This window comes from Streptomyces sp. DSM 40750 (assembly GCF_024612035.1).
Classification (GTDB): domain Bacteria; phylum Actinomycetota; class Actinomycetes; order Streptomycetales; family Streptomycetaceae; genus Streptomyces.
In genome coordinates this window covers 5,510,421-5,529,110 of sequence record NZ_CP102513.1, presented here as the reverse complement: position 1 = coordinate 5,529,110, position 18,690 = coordinate 5,510,421, and the positions used below count along the sequence as shown (strand labels likewise).

General features: G+C 66.4%; 10 protein-coding genes and 3 rRNA genes. 8 read left to right on the top strand and 5 right to left on the bottom strand.

The window, feature by feature from the left end:
• Positions 1–188: 188 nt before the first annotated feature.
• Complete coding sequence (locus tag JIX55_RS24695) at positions 189–980, bottom strand: TetR/AcrR family transcriptional regulator (protein WP_257565497.1); 792 nt, start codon at positions 978–980, stop codon at positions 189–191.
• A 401-nt stretch (positions 981–1,381) separates the two neighbouring features.
• On the opposite strand from JIX55_RS24695, the gene JIX55_RS24690 reads away from it, so the two are divergent.
• Both JIX55_RS24690 and JIX55_RS24685 read left to right on the top strand, forming a co-directional pair.
• The gene (locus tag JIX55_RS24690; RefSeq protein WP_257565496.1) at positions 1,382–2,746 is read left to right on the top strand and encodes an NAD(P)/FAD-dependent oxidoreductase; all 1,365 of its coding nucleotides are present in this window, start codon (positions 1,382–1,384) and stop codon (positions 2,744–2,746) included.
• Positions 2,747–3,041: 295 nt separating this feature from the next.
• Positions 3,042–4,715: an ATP-binding SpoIIE family protein phosphatase gene (locus tag JIX55_RS24685; RefSeq protein WP_257565495.1), complete on the top strand. Its 1,674-nt coding sequence runs from the start codon at positions 3,042–3,044 to the stop codon at positions 4,713–4,715.
• Positions 4,716–4,766: 51 nt separating this feature from the next.
• Here the strand turns inward: JIX55_RS24685 and JIX55_RS24680 are convergent, their stop codons facing one another.
• Positions 4,767–6,044, bottom strand: coding sequence for an MFS transporter (locus JIX55_RS24680; RefSeq protein ID WP_257569468.1), 1,278 nt, complete (start codon positions 6,042–6,044; stop codon positions 4,767–4,769).
• Between the two features lie 145 nt (positions 6,045–6,189).
• Between JIX55_RS24680 and JIX55_RS24675 the strand changes: the two genes are divergently transcribed.
• The 6 genes from JIX55_RS24675 (at position 6,190) to JIX55_RS24650 (ending at position 13,646) form a co-directional block, all read left to right on the top strand.
• On the top strand, positions 6,190–6,747 hold the full coding sequence (locus JIX55_RS24675; protein WP_257565494.1) for a MarR family winged helix-turn-helix transcriptional regulator: 558 nt from the start codon (positions 6,190–6,192) through the stop codon (positions 6,745–6,747).
• Between the two features lie 677 nt (positions 6,748–7,424).
• Positions 7,425–8,950: ribosomal RNA gene (locus tag JIX55_RS24670) — 16S ribosomal RNA — on the top strand.
• Positions 8,951–9,258: 308 nt separating this feature from the next.
• A 23S ribosomal RNA gene (locus JIX55_RS24665) occupies positions 9,259–12,381 on the top strand.
• Between the two features lie 88 nt (positions 12,382–12,469).
• A 5S ribosomal RNA gene (rrf, locus tag JIX55_RS24660) occupies positions 12,470–12,586 on the top strand.
• Together the 16S, 23S and 5S rRNA genes form the textbook arrangement of a ribosomal RNA operon.
• Positions 12,587–12,658: 72 nt before the next feature.
• Positions 12,659–13,231, top strand: coding sequence for a GNAT family N-acetyltransferase (locus JIX55_RS24655; protein WP_257565493.1), 573 nt, complete (start codon positions 12,659–12,661; stop codon positions 13,229–13,231).
• A 40-nt stretch (positions 13,232–13,271) separates the two neighbouring features.
• The gene (locus JIX55_RS24650) at positions 13,272–13,646 is read left to right on the top strand and encodes a signal peptidase I (protein ID WP_257565492.1); all 375 of its coding nucleotides are present in this window, start codon (positions 13,272–13,274) and stop codon (positions 13,644–13,646) included.
• A gap of 42 nt (positions 13,647–13,688) precedes the next feature.
• Here the strand turns inward: JIX55_RS24650 and JIX55_RS24645 are convergent, their stop codons facing one another.
• From JIX55_RS24645 to JIX55_RS24635, 3 genes are all read right to left on the bottom strand, one after another.
• On the bottom strand, positions 13,689–15,476 hold the full coding sequence (locus tag JIX55_RS24645) for a type VI secretion protein (protein ID WP_257565491.1): 1,788 nt from the start codon (positions 15,474–15,476) through the stop codon (positions 13,689–13,691).
• Between the two features lie 73 nt (positions 15,477–15,549).
• Positions 15,550–16,986: an ATP-binding protein gene (locus JIX55_RS24640; protein ID WP_257565490.1), complete on the bottom strand. Its 1,437-nt coding sequence runs from the start codon at positions 16,984–16,986 to the stop codon at positions 15,550–15,552.
• A 165-nt stretch (positions 16,987–17,151) separates the two neighbouring features.
• Positions 17,152–18,690: an SCO6880 family protein gene (locus JIX55_RS24635; RefSeq protein WP_443046720.1), complete on the bottom strand. Its 1,539-nt coding sequence runs from the start codon at positions 18,688–18,690 to the stop codon at positions 17,152–17,154.

Here is an 18,690-nt window from a genome sequence, read left to right as displayed (position 1 = left end):
TACAGCCGTTCACTCAAACGAGTGATGCGCATGTGAGAACGGCGCCCTGTCACCGGAGGTTGGGGCGGCGCCCCCAGAAGCAGTCCGGGGTCGAAGGGGCAGGGCCCCTGGTGACGGTGGGAAAAGGCAGGGGCGGCGGGAGCGAAAAACACCCCACACCACCCCTGGCGAACCTCACCCGACCACCATCAGGCCGGCCGGGACCGCAACCCCTCCAACAAAATGTCCAGCAACCGAGCCGACGCGGCAGCCTGCTGCGCCGCATCCGGCAACGAAGGCGCCCCCGTGGCGATCACCAACAACACATCCGCCACGGTCACATCGGCTCGCAGCTCACCCGCGGCCCGAGCCCGCTCCACCAACTGCCCCACAACCTCGAGCAGCGCCGAAGCCCCGGCATCATCCACGGGCCCGCCACCGGAACCAACGGCACCCGCACCCGAATCCGCCGACACCAGCCGAAGCTCGGTCCCCGGCTGAACCCGCTGCTGCGGCACCCGCGCCTCGTCCACGACGATCCCGCCGACCCCGTCGGACCCGTCCTCCGCGACCCCGACACGCAGCACCTGCGGCGGCAGCAGCCGCCCGGCACCCGAGGCCACCGAGGTCCGCAGGAACCGCGACAGCGCCTGCCACGGGTCCTCCTCCTGCCCGAGCGCCACCTTGGCCTGTTCGGTGAGCCGAGACGTCTCCTCCTCGGCTATCCGGCGGACCAGGACGTCCTTGCTCGGGAAGCGCCGGTACACCGTGCCGACACCGACCCGCGCGCGGCGGGCCACGTCCTCCATCGGCGCGCCGTAACCCAGCTCGCCGAAGACCTCGCGCGCCGCGCGCAGCACGTGCTCGAGGTTGCGCTGTGCGTCCACGCGGAGCGGAGCGGAACGCACTCCGTCACCGCGGCCGTTGCCGCCCGCCGAGCCGATCGCACCACCGGGTGCGATGGTGGACGCGGACGACCAATGAGACTCCTGAATATGCATACGTGTTCCCCCGGTAATGACGTCTCCCCCCGGAGACTCTCCCCGTCATCGGAAGCCGGAGCGGCGGAACGAGCGTCCAAGGTCCTCGGCGGTCCCCGATTCCCTTTGTCGGAGAGCCGGCCCCGAACCTCTTGAACGCATCCCCCTACACCCCGTCGACATACGAACATAGTTGAGAGGGAGTCAATTCAGAAGGGGCACGTTCCGCACGGACCGCCCCCCGATCGGAGTACGGGCGGGTTACGTCCGGTTTGCGCCCCCTCCTGCCACCCGGCTCACACCATCTGACCTGCGCACCTGGCGCACACGCCGGTAAATCGGCCAACCCCGCGCCCCCACGGCGACCGGTCACACAAATTGCCGGGCCTGTGGACAAACCAGCGAGCAAGGTGCGTCATGGGATGGTGAAGGAACCGATGCGCATCCTCATCGTCGGCGGCGGATACGTCGGGCTGTACACAGCGCTGCGTCTGCAGCGACAGCTCAAACCGGAACTCGGACGGGGCGACGTCGAGATCGTCGTCGTGTCCCCCGACCCTTATATGACGTATCAACCCTTCCTTCCCGAGGCCGCCGCGGGCTCCATCTCGCCCCGTCACGTCGTCGTGCCGCTGCGCCGCGTCCTGGACCAGTGCAAGGTCGTCATCGGCGAGGCCACCGCGATCAACCACGCCAAACGCATCGCGACCCTCGACACCCTCGCCACCGAGGAGGAGGGCACGGGCTCCGAGCAGCTGACGTACGACGAACTCGTCCTCGCCCCCGGCTCGATCTCGCGCACCCTGCCCATCCCCGGCCTCGCGGACTTCGGCATCGGCTTCAAGACCGTCGAAGAGGCCATCGGCCTGCGCAACCACGTCATCGAACAGATGGACATCGCCTCCTCCACCCGCGACCCCGCGATCCGCGACGCCGCCCTGACCTTCGTCTTCGTGGGCGGCGGCTACGCCGGCGTGGAGGCGCTCGGCGAGCTGGAGGACATGGCCCGCTACACCGCGCGGTACTACCACAACGTCAAGCCCGAGGACATGAAGTGGATCCTCGTGGAGGCCTCCGACCGCATCCTCCCGGAGGTCGGCGAGGAGATGGGCCGCTACACGGTCACCGAACTGCGCCGCCGCAACATCGACGTACGCCTCCACACCCGCCTCGAATCGTGCGCCGACCGCGTCGCCGTCCTCAGCGACGGCGCCCGCTTCCCGACCCGTACGGTCGTCTGGACGGCCGGGGTGAAGCCGCACCCGATCCTCGCCGCCACCGACCTCCCGCTGAACGAGCGCGGGCGTCTGAAGTGCACCGCCGAGCTGACCGTGGAGGGCGTCGCGCACGCGTGGGCCGCGGGCGACGCGGCCGCCGTCCCCGACGTCACGGCCGAACCCGGCAAGGAGACCGCCCCCAACGCCCAGCACGCCGTACGCCAGGCCCGCGCCCTCGGCGACAACATCGCCCGCTCCCTGCGCGGCGAGCCGCTCCAGACGTACTCCCACAAGTACGTCGGCTCGGTCGCCTCCCTGGGCCTGCACAAGGGCGTCGCCCATGTCTACGGACGGAAGCTGAAGGGCTACCCTGCCTGGTTCATGCACCGCGTCTACCACCTGAGCAGGGTGCCGACCTTCAACCGCAAGGCCCGCGTCCTCGCCGAATGGACCCTCTCCGGGCTCTTCAAACGAGAGATCGTCTCGCTCGGATCACTCGAACATCCCCGTGCGGAGTTCGAACTCGCGGCCGGTGGAAAGCCTCCTGGGGACCCGAAGGGGTCGTCCTGACCGGATCCAGGAACTCCACCGTTCAGGCCGACGTCTGACGGATGTCGGTCCGGTCGGTCAGACTGGTCCGCGATGTGATCCACGATCTCGGGCGGGGCCACCCCTTTGCCCACGCAGCACCCACCACTCCTGTACGAACCACCCCATTCATGTACCCGCTCGACATTCGCCCAGCACCCATTCGGCACCCACGACCAGGCGTCCCCCACCGCCGTACCCGGGGCAACCCCCCGGGCCACCGGCAGGATCCGGAGCCGGCCACAGACAACAACACGAGGCACGAGGCAAGGATTCGGTGAACTTCACGCGCTGGAGCGCCCGGCTCCCCGGTACGCAGCGCCGCGCCGCAGCGCGGACCGAACACACGGTCGTCCCGGACCGGCGGGGGGAGGGCTCCGTGCCCGCGGCCCGCGCCGAGCGGCAGACCGACGACCCCCCGGACGACACACCGACCGTGCCCGCCGTCGACGACCTCCCCACTCGCGAGATCCTCGACCGCATCCCGGCCCTCGTCGCCCTCGTACACGGCCCCGACCACCGCACGGCGTACGTCAACGACGCCTATGTCGCGGCCTTCGGCGTACGCCCGCTCGGCGAACCCGCCCGCGAGGCCCTGCCCGAGCTGGACACTCTCGGCCTTCTCCCGCTCCTCGACCAGGTCCTGCGCAGCTCCAGACCCCGCACGGTCAAGTCCCGCAAGGCCCCCAGCGGCCGCAGCTACACGATCACCTGCACCCCTGTCGACGTACCGAGCGGCGCCGAGCAGAGCGACGGCGGCGTACTGATCTTCGCCGCCGACGTCACCGACCACGCCGAGGCCGCCGAGCGCCTCCGCGCCAGCGAGCGCCGCCAGCGCGAAACCGCCGTCACCCTCCAGCGCTCCCTCCTCCCACAGGAACTGGAACAGCCCGACGACCTGCGCATCGCCGCCGTCTACCACCCCGGCGGCACCGAAACCGCCGTCGGCGGCGACTGGTACGACGTCATCACCCTCGGTGGCGGCCGCACGGCCCTCGTCATCGGCGACGTCATGGGCCGAGGCGTCCGCGCGGCCGCGGTCATGGGCCAACTCCGTACGGCCGTCCGCGCCTACGCCCGCCTCGACCTCCCCCCGCACGAGGTCCTGCAACTCCTCGACGGCCTTGCGACGGAGATCGACCCCAACCAGATCGCCACCTGCGTCTACGCCGTCCACGACCCCAACGAGGGCCGCCTGGTCTACGCCTCCGCCGGCCACCTCCCCATCCTCGTCCGCGACGAGAGCGGCACCGTCGTGCGTGCCGACGAACCGACCGGCCCCCCACTCGGCACCGGCGGCTGGACCCACTCCTCCGGCTCGATCCCCCTCGGCCCCGGCTCCACGGCCGTCTTCTACACGGACGGTCTGGTGGAACGCCGCAACGAGGACCTCGACGAGGGAATCGCGGCCCTGGAACGCGCCCTGGCCGGCGCCACGGGCAACCCCCAGGTCGTCTGTGACCGCCTGGTCCGCTCCACGGGAGTCACGGCCGACCACGACGACGACGTGGCCGTCCTCGTCCTCCAGCACCCCGCCCGCACGGGCTCCGACAGCGAACTCTTCCGCAACGCGGCCCTGGAACTCCTGGGCGGTGTGGAAGCTGCCCCCCGGGCCCGAGCCTTCGCCTCCGGCGTCCTCACGAGCTGGCGCTTCCCCCCGGACCTCCACGACCTGGGCGTCCTGGCGGCCAGCGAACTCGTCGCGAACTCCCTCCAGCACGGCATCCCACCCATGCGCCTACGCCTCCGGCGCACCGACCGCCGCCTCATCGTCGAGGTCACCGACGGCAACGACCACCTTCCCCGGCGCCGCCGAGCCGACCCCGCCGACGAGTCCGGCCGCGGCATCGCGATCATCGCCACCATCGCCTCCAACTGGGGCAGCCGCCGAGCCCCCGGCGGCGGCAAGTCGGTCTGGTGCGAGTTCGCCCTACCCCGCCCCACCCCATAACGAGCAGGTTCCTCGCCCCCGCCGCCCCCATCCCGCGGCGGGGGCGAAGAGTCAGGCCTGCACCACGGCGGAGTCCGAGGGCACCCCACCCCGAGCCACGACCCGACTCCTCACCAACGCCGGCTGATCCTGAACGGCCGTGAGCTCCCGCCCCAGCCGAATCGCCAGAACGACGATCCCGAGGGAGAACAGCAGAAACACCACCACGTACAACGCATGCAACGACGCCCCCATGGGCCCGCCCACCACCGGCCCCACAGCCAACGCAAGCTGCTTCACCAGCGCGAACGCAGAGTTGTACTGCCCAGCCATCCCCTCCGGCGCAAGATCCGCCACCAGCGGAGCAACCGTCGGCGACAACATCGCCTCCCCCAGCCCGAACAACGCATACGTCGACACGAACGCCGCCGTCGCCATGCTCTGACTCACCTGCCCGAGCCCCGCGAACCCGGCCACACCCCAGGCCACGGCCCATATGAGACCCACACTCGCGATCACCCGCGACCGCCGACGCCGCTCCACGAACCGCAGCACGGCGAACTGCGCGACCACGATCACCGCGGTGTTGGCGGCCAGCGCCGTCCCGAGCGCGGACGTCGATATCCCGGCCGCCTCGACCCCGTACGCACTGAGCCCCGACTCGAACTGCCCGTAGCAGGCGAAGAACAACACGAACCCGAGCACACACAGCTGCACCATGGCCCGGTTGCCGAGCAGCCGCTTCCAGCTCCCCTCGGCCTTCGCCCCCGCCGGCACGCCCTCGACCTTCGGCGCCCGGGGCGTCCGCACGGTCGCCATCACACCCACGAGCAGCAGGAACATCGCTGCCTGGATGGAGAACAACAAGGTGAAGGATCCGGCCCGCGAGGGATCGACGAGATGCCCGCCTATCAGCCCACCGACCCCGAGCCCGAGGTTCTGCAGAAAGAACTGCGTGGCGAAGGCCCGAGACCGGTTCTCCGAACTCGAACAGTCGACGATCATCGTGGCGAGCGCCGGCTGCGTCACGGCCTGCCCGGCACCGAGCGCCGCCGCGGACAGCAACACGGTCGTCGCACCGGCCGCCAGCCCCAGGCTCAGCGACCCGACGGCGGCGGTGACCAGGGCGGTGAGCAGCACCGGAAGCGGCCCGCGCCGGACTATGGCCCGCCCGGCGAACGGCAGCACCACCAGCGCGGCCACGGCGAAGACCGCGAGCACGAGCCCCGCCGTCATCGCACCGAGATCCCGGACCTGCGCCACATAGACGTACAGATACGGGACGGTGAAGCCGAGTCCGAACGCGCCGAGCGCGTTGCCCACATGAATCCGACGCATCGCTGCGCCCATCCCCCTGGTCACGTTCACCTGCCTAGGTAAGGGAAGCTCTCCAGCTCAAGCGTTAACACTGAAGACTTCGAAGCTAAAACTTAGAACCTAAACAGTACACCTCGAAGGACTTCGATGCCAAGCAATGGCGTGCCATACTGCGCCCATGGGCGACACCCCAGGCACCTCCGGCAGCGCCGAGCCGACACTCGAAGAGCAGATCGCCGCCTACCAGCGCGAGTTCCAGGACCTCGACCCCCAGGTCGAGAAGATCGTCTCGGCGCTCTCCCGCCTCAACCGCCGTATGAACGTCGCCTACGGCCGCCAGACCTCGGCGCTCGGCATCAGCAACGCCGAGTGGGAGGTCCTCAAGGCCCTCGTCCTCTCCGGGCCCCCGTACCGCATGGGCCCGAGCGAGCTCGCCAAGCGGCTCGGCCTCACCCCGGCCGCCATGACGCACCGCATCGACCGGATGGTCGCCGAGGGCCTGGTGACGAGGGAGCGCGACGAGAACAACCGCGTACGCGTCATCGTCGAGCTCACCCCCGAGGGCCGCGAGAAGTGGCTGGAGGCCATGCGCCTCGCCTCGGTCTTCGAAGAGGACCTCCTCCAGGACCTCTCACCCCTGGAACGCACCGTCCTGGGCGAGGTCCTGACCCGGCTCCTCCGCCGCGTCGAGCACGCCCAGCCGGACGCCGGCGGCCGGCTCACCGACCTGGACTGAAGCCGCAGGCCTGAGGGGTGTCCCAGGTTTGACCGCGGGTCACCTTGGGGAGGCTTGACAGTCCACCCCGCGATCCGTAAAGTTCTTCGGGTTGCCACGGAGCCGTAACGGTTCTGCGACAGCACCTCCGCCGCTCAAGCGGCACCCAAACCAACCAGCACGATCTCCCAACCTGGGTTCAATTCGGCGTGCCCGAATTCAATTCGATTTGGGTTCGACAGCCCCGATTGGGAACTGCCGAGCAGATCCGCTAAGGTTTGGAACGTCGGAACGGCCCAACAGCCGCGAAGGCAACTCCCGCTGACTGGGAATCAGGCCCGAAAGGATCTGATAGAGTCGGAACCGCCGGAAAGGGAAACGCGGAAGCGGAAACCTGGAAAGCACCGAGGAAATCGGATCGGAAAACGATCTGATAGAGTCGGAAGCGCAAGACCGAAGGGAAGCGCCCGGAGGAAAGCCTGAGGATAACTTGGGTGAGTACAAAGGAAGCGTCCGTTCCTTGAGAACTCAACAGCGTGCCAAAAATCAACGCCAGATATGTTGATACCCCGTTCCCGGCCATTCGGTTGGGGCGAGGTTCCTTTGAAATAAACACAGCGAGGACGCTGTGAACGGCCGGGCTTATTCCGCCTGGCTGTTCCGCTCTCGTGATGTGTGCACCCGATTACGGGTAAACATTCACGGAGAGTTTGATCCTGGCTCAGGACGAACGCTGGCGGCGTGCTTAACACATGCAAGTCGAACGATGAACCACTTCGGTGGGGATTAGTGGCGAACGGGTGAGTAACACGTGGGCAATCTGCCCTTCACTCTGGGACAAGCCCTGGAAACGGGGTCTAATACCGGATACAACACTCTCGGGCATCCGATGAGTGTGGAAAGCTCCGGCGGTGAAGGATGAGCCCGCGGCCTATCAGCTTGTTGGTGAGGTAATGGCTCACCAAGGCGACGACGGGTAGCCGGCCTGAGAGGGCGACCGGCCACACTGGGACTGAGACACGGCCCAGACTCCTACGGGAGGCAGCAGTGGGGAATATTGCACAATGGGCGAAAGCCTGATGCAGCGACGCCGCGTGAGGGATGACGGCCTTCGGGTTGTAAACCTCTTTCAGCAGGGAAGAAGCGAAAGTGACGGTACCTGCAGAAGAAGCGCCGGCTAACTACGTGCCAGCAGCCGCGGTAATACGTAGGGCGCGAGCGTTGTCCGGAATTATTGGGCGTAAAGAGCTCGTAGGCGGTCTGTCGCGTCGGATGTGAAAGCCCGGGGCTTAACCCCGGGTCTGCATTCGATACGGGCAGACTAGAGTGTGGTAGGGGAGATCGGAATTCCTGGTGTAGCGGTGAAATGCGCAGATATCAGGAGGAACACCGGTGGCGAAGGCGGATCTCTGGGCCATTACTGACGCTGAGGAGCGAAAGCGTGGGGAGCGAACAGGATTAGATACCCTGGTAGTCCACGCCGTAAACGGTGGGAACTAGGTGTTGGCGACATTCCACGTCGTCGGTGCCGCAGCTAACGCATTAAGTTCCCCGCCTGGGGAGTACGGCCGCAAGGCTAAAACTCAAAGGAATTGACGGGGGCCCGCACAAGCAGCGGAGCATGTGGCTTAATTCGACGCAACGCGAAGAACCTTACCAAGGCTTGACATACACCGGAAACGGCCAGAGATGGTCGCCCCCTTGTGGTCGGTGTACAGGTGGTGCATGGCTGTCGTCAGCTCGTGTCGTGAGATGTTGGGTTAAGTCCCGCAACGAGCGCAACCCTTGTTCTGTGTTGCCAGCATGCCCTTCGGGGTGATGGGGACTCACAGGAGACTGCCGGGGTCAACTCGGAGGAAGGTGGGGACGACGTCAAGTCATCATGCCCCTTATGTCTTGGGCTGCACACGTGCTACAATGGCAGGTACAATGAGCTGCGAAGCCGTGAGGCGGAGCGAATCTCAAAAAGCCTGTCTCAGTTCGGATTGGGGTCTGCAACTCGACCCCATGAAGTCGGAGTTGCTAGTAATCGCAGATCAGCAGTGCTGCGGTGAATACGTTCCCGGGCCTTGTACACACCGCCCGTCACGTCACGAAAGTCGGTAACACCCGAAGCCGGTGGCCCAACCCGTAAGGGAGGGAGCTGTCGAAGGTGGGACTGGCGATTGGGACGAAGTCGTAACAAGGTAGCCGTACCGGAAGGTGCGGCTGGATCACCTCCTTTCTAAGGAGCACTTCTACCGATCCTTTCGGGGTGAGGTCAGAGGCCAGGTCATCAGCGAACGTCTGATGCTGGTTAGCTCATGGGTGGAACGTTGATTATTCGGCTGGTTTCCGGGTCGGGGGCTGTGAGTACTGCTCGTGAGAGTGTGGAAAGCATGATCTTCGGGTGGGAGCTGGTCGGGCACGCTGTTGGGTGTCTGAGGGAATGAACCCCTCAGTTGCCGGCCCCAGTGCACTCGAACCGGTTGGTTCGGGGTGATGGGTGGTTGGTCGTTGTTTGAGAACTGCACAGTGGACGCGAGCATCTGTGGCCAAGTTTTTAAGGGCGCACGGTGGATGCCTTGGCACCAGGAACCGATGAAGGACGTGGGAGGCCACGATAGGCCCCGGGGAGTCGTCAACCAGGCTTTGATCCGGGGGTGTCCGAATGGGGAAACCCGGCAGTCGTCATGGGCTGTCACCCTTGCCTGAACACATAGGGCAAGTGGAGGGAACGCGGGGAAGTGAAACATCTCAGTACCCGCAGGAAGAGAAAACAACCGTGATTCCGGGAGTAGTGGCGAGCGAAACCGGATGAGGCCAAACCGTATGCGTGTGAGACCCGGCAGGGGTTGCGTATACGGGGTTGTGGGATCTCTCTTTCACAGTCTGCCGGCTGTGAGGCGAGTCAGAAACCGTACAGGTAGGCGAAGGACATGCGAAAGGTCCGGCGTAGAGGGTAAGACCCCCGTAGCTGAAATCTGTACGGCTCGTTTGAGAGACACCCAAGTAGCACGGGGCCCGAGAAATCCCGTGTGAATCTGGCGGGACCACCCGCTAAGCCTAAATATTCCCTGGTGACCGATAGCGGATAGTACCGTGAGGGAATGGTGAAAAGTACCGCGGGAGCGGAGTGAAATAGTACCTGAAACCGTGTGCCTACAAGCCGTGGGAGCGTCGCGTTGAGTACTTGTACTCAACGTCGTGACTGCGTGCCTTTTGAAGAATGAGCCTGCGAGTTTGCGGTGTGTTGCGAGGTTAACCCGGGTGGGGTAGCCGTAGCGAAAGCGAGTCCGAACAGGGCGTTTGAGTAGCACGCTCAAGACCCGAAGCGGAGTGATCTAGCCATGGGCAGGTTGAAGCGGAGGTAAGACTTCGTGGAGGACCGAACCCACCAGGGTTGAAAACCTGGGGGATGACCTGTGGTTAGGGGTGAAAGGCCAATCAAACTCCGTGATAGCTGGTTCTCCCCGAAATGCATTTAGGTGCAGCGTCGTGTGTTTCTTGCCGGAGGTAGAGCACTGGATAGGCGATGGGCCCTACCGGGTTACTGACCTTAGCCAAACTCCGAATGCCGGTAAGTGAGAGCGCGGCAGTGAGACTGTGGGGGATAAGCTCCATGGTCGAGAGGGAAACAGCCCAGAGCATCGACTAAGGCCCCTAAGCGTACGCTAAGTGGGAAAGGATGTGGAGTCGCACAGACAACCAGGAGGTTGGCTTAGAAGCAGCCACCCTTGAAAGAGTGCGTAATAGCTCACTGGTCTAGTGATTCCGCGCCGACAATGTAGCGGGGCTCAAGCGTACCGCCGAAGTCGTGTCATTCCAGCATGTAGGGCCAACGCCCGCTGGGATGGGTAGGGGAGCGTCGTCTGCCGGGTGAAGCAGCCGCGGAAGCGAGTTGTGGACGGTTGACGAGTGAGAATGCAGGCATGAGTAGCGATACACACGTGAGAAACGTGTGCGCCGATTGACCAAGGGTTCCTGGGTCAAGCTGATCTGCCCAGGGTAAGTCGGGACCTAAGGCGAGGCCGACAGGCGTAGTCGATGGATAACCGGTTGATATTCCGGTACCCGCTGTGAAGCGTCAAACATCGAACCCATTAATGCTAAGGCCGTGAAGCCGTTCCGGACCCTTCGGGGAAAGGAAAGTGGTGGAGCCGCTGATCCAAGGTGGTAGTAGGTGAGTGATGGGGTGACGCAGGAAGGTAGTCCATCCCGGGCGGTGGTTGTCCCGGGGTAAGGGTGTAGGACGGTGTGTAGGTAAATCCGCATGCCATGTGTCTGAGACCTGATGCCGAGCCGATTGTGGTGAAGTGGATGATCCTATGCTGTCGAGAAAAGCCTCTAGCGAGTTTTATGGCGGCCCGTACCCTAAACCGACTCAGGTGGTCAGGTAGAGAATACCGAGGCGTTCGGGTGAACTATGGTTAAGGAACTCGGCAAAATGCCCCCGTAACTTCGGGAGAAGGGGGGCCATCACTGGTGAGGGGACTTGCTTCCTGAGCTGGGGGTGGCCGCAGAGACCAGCGAGAAGCGACTGTTTACTAAAAACACAGGTCCGTGCGAAGCCGTAAGGCGATGTATACGGACTGACGCCTGCCCGGTGCTGGAACGTTAAGGGGACCGGTTAGTCACTCTTCGGGGTGGCGAAGCTGAGAACTTAAGCGCCAGTAAACGGCGGTGGTAACTATAACCATCCTAAGGTAGCGAAATTCCTTGTCGGGTAAGTTCCGACCTGCACGAATGGCGTAACGACTTCTCGACTGTCTCAACCATAGGCCCGGTGAAATTGCACTACGAGTAAAGATGCTCGTTTCGCGCAGCAGGACGGAAAGACCCCGGGACCTTTACTACAGTTTGATATTGGTGTTCGGTTCGGCTTGTGTAGGATAGCTGGGAGACTGTGAAGCTTGGACGCCAGTTCAGGTGGAGTCGTCGTTGAAATACCAGTCTGGTCGTGCTGGATGTCTAACCTGGGTCCGTGATCCGGATCAGGGACAGTGTCTGATGGGTAGTTTAACTGGGGCGGTTGCCTCCTAAAGAGTAACGGAGGCGCCCAAAGGTTCCCTCAGCCTGGTTGGCAATCAGGTGGTGAGTGTAAGTGCACAAGGGAGCTTGACTGTGAGACCGACGGGTCGAGCAGGGACGAAAGTCGGGACTAGTGATCCGGCGGTGGCTTGTGGAAGCGCCGTCGCTCAACGGATAAAAGGTACCCCGGGGATAACAGGCTGATCTTCCCCAAGAGTCCATATCGACGGGATGGTTTGGCACCTCGATGTCGGCTCGTCGCATCCTGGGGCTGGAGTCGGTCCCAAGGGTTGGGCTGTTCGCCCATTAAAGCGGTACGCGAGCTGGGTTTAGAACGTCGTGAGACAGTTCGGTCCCTATCCGCTGCGCGCGCAGGAATATTGAGAAGGGCTGTCCCTAGTACGAGAGGACCGGGACGGACGAACCTCTGGTGTGCCAGTTGTCCTGCCAAGGGCATGGCTGGTTGGCTACGTTCGGGAGGGATAACCGCTGAAAGCATCTAAGCGGGAAGCCTGCTTCGAGATGAGTATTCCCACCCACTTGATGGGTTAAGGCTCCCAGTAGACGACTGGGTTGATAGGCCAGATATGGAAGCCCTGTAAGGGGTGGAGTTGACTGGTACTAATAGGCCGAGGGCTTGTCCTCAGTTGCTCGCGTCCACTGTGTTGGTTCTGAAACCACGAACAACCCCACGTCTCCACGGAGCGTGGTGCGGTTGATTGTTTCATAGTGTTTCGGTGGTCATAGCGTGAGGGAAACGCCCGGTTACATTCCGAACCCGGAAGCTAAGCCTTACAGCGCCGATGGTACTGCAGGGGGGACCCTGTGGGAGAGTAGGACGCCGCCGAACAAATATTACAGAAAGGCCCACACCTCACGGTGTGGGCCTTTCTGCGTTTCCCGTTCCCTTACGGTGGTCGGCATGGATGTGGTGTCGAGTTCTGAGAGTTGCGTTCCCCATGGGTACGTGATCCGGTCCGTTCGTGCCGGTGAGTGGCGGGAGGCACGGGAGTTGCGGCTCGCGGCGCTTCAGGATCCGGTCGCGCATCTCGCCTTTCTGGAGACGTATGAAGATGCCGTGGCCCGGTCGGACGCGTACTGGAAGGAACGGGTCGAGGGGGCCGCGGAGGGGGTTCGGGGGCGACAACAGTTCGTTGCGGAGACCAGGGGCGACGGGTGGGTCGGGACGGTGACCGTGCTCGTGGAGGAAGCCGGCGTGCGGGACTTCTTCGGGGGGATCGTCGAGCGGCGGCAGGGGCATCTGGTGGGGGTGTTCCTGCGCGAGGGGCATCGGGGGAAGGGCGTGGGCGAGACGTTGTTCGCGGTCGCGTTGGAGTGGGCTCGGGGGGTCGGGGTCGATCGGGCGCGGTTGTTCGTGCATGAGGAGAACGGGCGGGCTGCGGCCTTCTATCGGAGGGTCGGATTCGCGGCGAGTGGAGTGACCGTGGAGGGCGACGCGGGGCGGGAGTTGGAGTACGTGCTGGAGCTGGCGTAGGCGGGGGCGGCCGGGCGGGCTGGTGTTAGCGTTCGGCCGCATGGACGACAGCGTGTATGTGGGCAATGCGGGCAAGGACGCGGCGCTGGACCGGGGCTGGCTGCTCGGGCACTTCAAGGCGGACGGTGATCCCCGTCGGAGTGACGAGGTGGAGATCAAGTGGGGTGTCCATCCACGGGGCGACACGCGCGCGCAGTGGGTCCGGGGTGAGGAACGGACCGCCCTGCAGGTGCTGATCAGCGGTCGCTTCCGTGTCGACTTTCCCGGCCGCAGCGTCGTACTGGAACGTCAGGGCGACTACGTCGTCTGGGGGCGCGGGGTGGAGCACTCCTGGGTCGCGGAGGAGGAGTCAGTGGTGCTGACCGTGCGGTGGCCGTCTGTTCCCGGGTACGCGGTGCCCCAGGAGGACGGGTAGCCGGCCGGGTGACAGTTGCTGATCCGCGGGCGGGAACGGCTGTTACGGCAGCGGGAGTTCGTGGTTCGGCCAGCGGGATCTGGCCTGTTCCCGGGAGCGGAGAAGGGCCAGGGTGGGCAGGCCCTGGTCGGGGCCGGTGGTCAGGAGGCCGGGGAGCTGGGGGAGCGGGGCCACGGCTGCCACGTCGTCCAGGACCAGGGTGAGTGGTGGGTCGAGGCGGCCGGAGGATGACCGTTCGGCCATGCGCCGGCCGCGCTCGACCACGCTTGAGGCGAGGGCCGTCAGGAGCGGCATGGCGGCAGGGTTCGCCTTCGGGTCCTCGATGGGGTCGCCGACCACATAGAGCGTTCCCCCCTCGTGTACGAAGGAATCCAGGGTCAGGGAGTCCGCTCGGTTCGGGGTGCAGGATTCGCGGACGTTGACCGTGGAGAGTGCGGAGAGGGCCCGGGCGGTCAACTCCTGTGCGATGTCTCGGCGTTCGGGGTGCGAGGTGAGGGCCGACTCCAGTTCGCCCGCCGCGCCGGGGGCCGCCTTCGGGTTCGTACGGAGTGTGCGCACCGCTTCCTGGACGTTGCTGCCCTGGGCCCAGCGGTGCAGGTGGCGGATCGTGCGGGTGTCTATGGCGGCGGCGTGGAGGTAGCTGCGGAGGAGCGTTTCCGCCGTGTCCGCCATCGCCTGGTCGATCTTTGCCGTGGGGCGGATGGGGGCGAGGAGGGCGGTCGCTCTGGCCGCCGCCGTCGGCCTGTCCTCGCAGCCGGTGATGGGGGACCAGTGGAGGCGGGCCGGGGTGTCGCAGCGGTGCGCGGGGTCGTAGAGGAGGACCGGGCCCAGCTTCGCGCGGGCGTCCTTCGTGTCCGACCAGAGGGTGGGGTCGGAGGTGACCACGAGGGCGGGGCCTTCGGCGTCGCGTACGGCTTGGGCGGCGGCGGGGCGACGGGATTCGGCGGGGCCGAGGATCACCGACGGGGGCGCACCTGCCCAACCGCCCATCTTTGTGCCGCCAGTTGTGAAGAGAGCCGGTGAGGGCTCTGTGGCTCCGGGCCGGGTGAGGGGAGCGCCGGGTTCCGTACCGGTCGCGGTCGGCAGCGGAGCGGTGGAGGCGGGGCCGGCCACCGCCGCGAACGGAGCGGACGTGGCGCCGTCACGCGGCTCGGGGACCGGCGTGGAGGGCGTGGCAGGGAACCCGGCGGGGGGAGCGAGACTGCCGCTTTGGGATCCGGCGACCGGCGGGGCGGGAGCGGCCGGCGTTCCCGGTGCCCCGGCTGCCGAGGCAGCGGTCGTAGCCCCGTACTGGCCGTAGCCTCCGGTGTGCGGCGGGAGAGGGGATGCCGGCTCTCCGGGGGCCGAGGCGGTGGCCGGACTCGTGTTGGGGGCGTAACCGCCTGTGTGCGGTGCGGCGCGGCCGGGGGACTCGGTCGGCGCACCAGCCGCGGTCCAGCCCTTCCCCTGTGCCCGGGTCGCTTTCTCCCGTGCTCGTACGGCCCTCCAGCGGGCCAGTGTGCCCATCACGAAGACGGTGAGGACGAGGAGGACCATGAGCTGGCTGATGAGGAGGCCCCAGAAGAGGCCGTAGCCGGAGAGTTGGTCGGTGGGGGTGTCCGGCCAGGCGCCGGGGAGGTCCTGGGGGGCGGAGATCAGGCTGCGTACGGCCAGGGGTGTACGGGTGAAGGTGACGCCGTCGGGCCAGGCGCCGTGGGCGAAGAGGCCGGCCAGGCCGGTGGCCGACCAGACCAGCAGGGTCATGCCCACCAGGAAGCTGAGGAGGGCGATCAGCAGCCCGTCGGGGATGCCGCCTCCGCCCTGCTCGGGGCGCCGGTCGTCCGGTCTCATCGCATGCCGCCGTTCACGCCGTTCCCTCGCCTGTTCCTGCCGGTCACAGACCGGACCCGCTCGTTACGCCCGCTCAGGCCACCGTGGACTCGGAGGAGCCGTAGCCGTCGACCTCGCTCAGTCGCTGTTCCATGAACGCGGCCGCCCGTTCCTCCGCCTCCAGCTCGGCGGCGCGCAGTGCGTCGTCCTCGTCCAGCAGGTGGTCGGCGGACGACTCGGTCATCGCGCGGTCGGTGAAGACCAGGGGGCGTTCGGTCTCGGTGATCAGGTGTTTGACCACCTGCACATTGCCGTTGACGTCCCAGACGGCGATGCCGGGGGTGAGGGTGGGGATGATCTCCACCGCCCAGCGTGGCAGGCCCAGTACGCGGCCTGTCGCTCGTGCTTCGTCCGCCTTTTGGGCGTAGATCGTCCTTGTCGACGCCATCTTCAGGATCGCGGCCGCTTCCTTCGCCGCCGCGCCGTCGATGACGTCCGACAGGTGGTGGACGACCGCGACGAAGGACAGACCGAGCCGTCGGCCGAACTTCAGCAGGCGCTGGAAGAGCTGGGCGACGAAGGGGCTGTTGATGATGTGCCAGGCCTCCTCGACCAGGAAGATGCGCTTCTTCCGGTCGGGGCGGATCCAGGTGTGCTCCAGCCATACGCCGACGATCGCCATGAGGATGGGCATGGCGATGGAGTTGCGGTCGATGTGGGACAGGTCGAAGACGATCAGGGGCGCGTCTAGGTCGATGCCGACCGTCGTGGGCCCGTCGAACATGCCCCTGAGGTCACCGTCGACCAGGCGGTCCAGGACCAGTGCCACGTCCAGGCCCCACGCCCGTACGTCGTCTATGGCGACGTTCATCGCCTCCGCGGACTCCGGCTCGGGGTGGCGGAGTTGCTCGACGATGTCGGTGAGGACCGGCTGACGTTCGACGATGGTCTCGTTGACGTACGCGTGGGCGACCTTGAGGGCGAAGCCGGAGCGCTCGTCCAGGCCGTGGCCCATCGCGACCTCGATGATCGTGCGGAGCAGCGCGAGCTGGCCCGTCGTCGTGATCGAGGGGTCGAGGGGGTTGAGGCGGATGCCCATGTCCAGGGCGGCCGTCGGGTCCAGGCGGATGGGAGTTATTCCCAGCTCCTGCGCGATGAGGTTCCATTCACCGACGCCGTCCTCGCCCTGGGCGTCGAGGACGACGACCTGGCGGTCGCGGAAGCGCAGCTGGCGCAGGACGTACGTCTTCTCCAGGGCCGACTTGCCGTTGCCGGACTCGCCGAGGACGAGCCAGTGCGGGGCGGGGAGCTGTTGGCCGTAGAGCTGGAAGGGGTCGTAGATGTAGCCCTTGCCGGAGTAGACCTCGCGGCCGATGATCACGCCGGAGTCGCCGAGGCCGGGGGCGGCGGTCGGGAGGTAGACCGCCTGGGCCTGGCCGGTGGAGGTGCGCACCGGGAGGCGGGTTGTCTCGACCTTGCCGAAGAGGAAGGACGTGAAGGCTTCCGTGAGGGCGGAGAGCGGGTCGCGCATCAGTGTCCTCCCTCGGGTCGTGCGCCGTGTACCACCGGGCGTACGCCGCGCACTTCCGGGCGTACGCCGAGTGCCTCGGGTCGTACGCCCCGTACCGGCGGCCGTACGCTCAGTGTCGGCGGTGGCACCTGCGTGTGGCGTGAATGATCCCGCATCGCGGCAGCCCTACCTTCGGATTCCGGTGGCGAACGGGAGCGTGTTGACGAAGGCGCGGTGGTGCTCGCGGTCGCACCACTCCAGCTTCAGATACGACTTGCCGGCCGAGGCCCTTATCGTCCGCTTGTCGCGTGCCAGTGCCTCCGGGGAGCGGGAGGAGACGGTGATGTAGCCGACGAGGTTGACGCCGGCCGCGCCGCTCGCGAGGTCCTCGCCGCGCTGGTCCAGGCGGGAGTGGGAGGCCACGTCGCGGGGGTCGACGGTGCGGTTCATCTTGGCGGCGCGGGACGCCTCCGCCTCGTCGTTCGTCTTCTCGGTCAGCATGCGCTCGATGGCGACCTCGGTGGGTTCGAGGTCCATCGTGACGGCGACGGTGCGGATGACGTCCGGGGTGTGGACCAGGAGCGGCGCCAGGAAGTTGACGCCGACCGGGGTCATCGGCCACTCCTTCACCCAGGCGGTGGCGTGGCACCAGGGGGCGCGGGTGGAGGACTCGCGGGTCTTGGCCTGGAGGTAGTCCGGCTCCATCGCGTCCAGCTCGGCCGGCCAGGCGTTGCGCCTGGTCATGGCCTGGATGTGGTCGATGGGGTGGTCCGGGTCGTACATGGAGTGGATGAGGGAGGCGAGGCGGCCCTGGCCCAGCGGCTGCCGTACGCGGATGTCGGCCTCCTGGAGGCGCGAGCAGATGTCCGTCAGCTCACGCGCCATGACGACCGCGAGGCCCGCGTCCTTGTCCATCTTCCGGCCCTGCGGGCGGGCCGCGCGGGCCATGGCGTGCCCCTCGGCGGCCAGTTCGCGGTTGTAGTGCATACAGGCGACGAGATACGCGCGGTGCTGCTCGCTGCTCGTGGAGACCATGGACTGGAGCTGGTCGTACGACTGCTGCAGCCAGCCCGGGGCGCGCTCGTCGCCGCGCTGGGCGACGTCCTTGGCGTGGGCGTCCGGGTCGGCGGGGAGCGTGCGGGCGAGCATCTGCAGGCGGGTGACGAAGCCGTCGCCGTTGGCCACGTGCTTGAGGAGGGTGCCGAAGCGGTCGACGAGGGCTTCCTGGTCCTCGGAGTCGCGCAGGCCGACGCCCGGGCCCTCGATCTCGATGGCCGCGGTGACGGTTCTGCGGTCCGCGTGCAGCAGTACGGCGATCTCGTCCGGGCCGAAGGGTGCGGCCAGCCAGGTGATACGGCCGATGCCCGGCGGGGGCCCGACCTCCACCTCACGGCCGTCGATGCGCGTACCGGCCTCCATGACCGAGGAACGGTACGTCGTGCCGCTGCGCAGGCTGCGCTTGTAACTGCGGTTGATCTCGAACCACTTGTAGAACGTCCGCCGCTTGTACGGCACGTACACCGCGGCCAGCGCCAGCAGCGGGAAGCCCGTCAGCAGGGCGATACGCGGGACGAGCACCGGGACGAGGAGGCCGCACATCATGCCGAGGAACGCGCCCGCGATGATCAGTGCGATCTCGCCGGACTCGCGGTTCCGGCCGATGATCGCGTTCGGCCGGGCGCGGCCGATCAGATATGTACGGCGGGGCGTGACCGGATGGGACAA

What these genes read in the sequence shown, in the direction of transcription:
- JIX55_RS24655 (WP_257565493.1), top strand. Translation starts at nt 12,659, where the DNA reads ATGGATGTGGTGTCGAGTTCTGAGAGTTGCGTTCCCCATGGGTACGTG.
- JIX55_RS24695 (WP_257565497.1), bottom strand. Translation starts at nt 980, where the DNA reads ATGCATATTCAGGAGTCTCATTGGTCGTCCGCGTCCACCATCGCACCC.
- JIX55_RS24690 (WP_257565496.1), top strand. Translation starts at nt 1,382, where the DNA reads ATGGTGAAGGAACCGATGCGCATCCTCATCGTCGGCGGCGGATACGTC.
- JIX55_RS24680 (WP_257569468.1), bottom strand. Translation starts at nt 6,044, where the DNA reads ATGGGCGCAGCGATGCGTCGGATTCATGTGGGCAACGCGCTCGGCGCG.
- JIX55_RS24640 (WP_257565490.1), bottom strand. Translation starts at nt 16,986, where the DNA reads ATGCGCGACCCGCTCTCCGCCCTCACGGAAGCCTTCACGTCCTTCCTC.
- JIX55_RS24645 (WP_257565491.1), bottom strand. Translation starts at nt 15,476, where the DNA reads ATGAGACCGGACGACCGGCGCCCCGAGCAGGGCGGAGGCGGCATCCCC.
- JIX55_RS24650 (WP_257565492.1), top strand. Translation starts at nt 13,272, where the DNA reads ATGGACGACAGCGTGTATGTGGGCAATGCGGGCAAGGACGCGGCGCTG.
- JIX55_RS24675 (WP_257565494.1), top strand. Translation starts at nt 6,190, where the DNA reads ATGGGCGACACCCCAGGCACCTCCGGCAGCGCCGAGCCGACACTCGAA.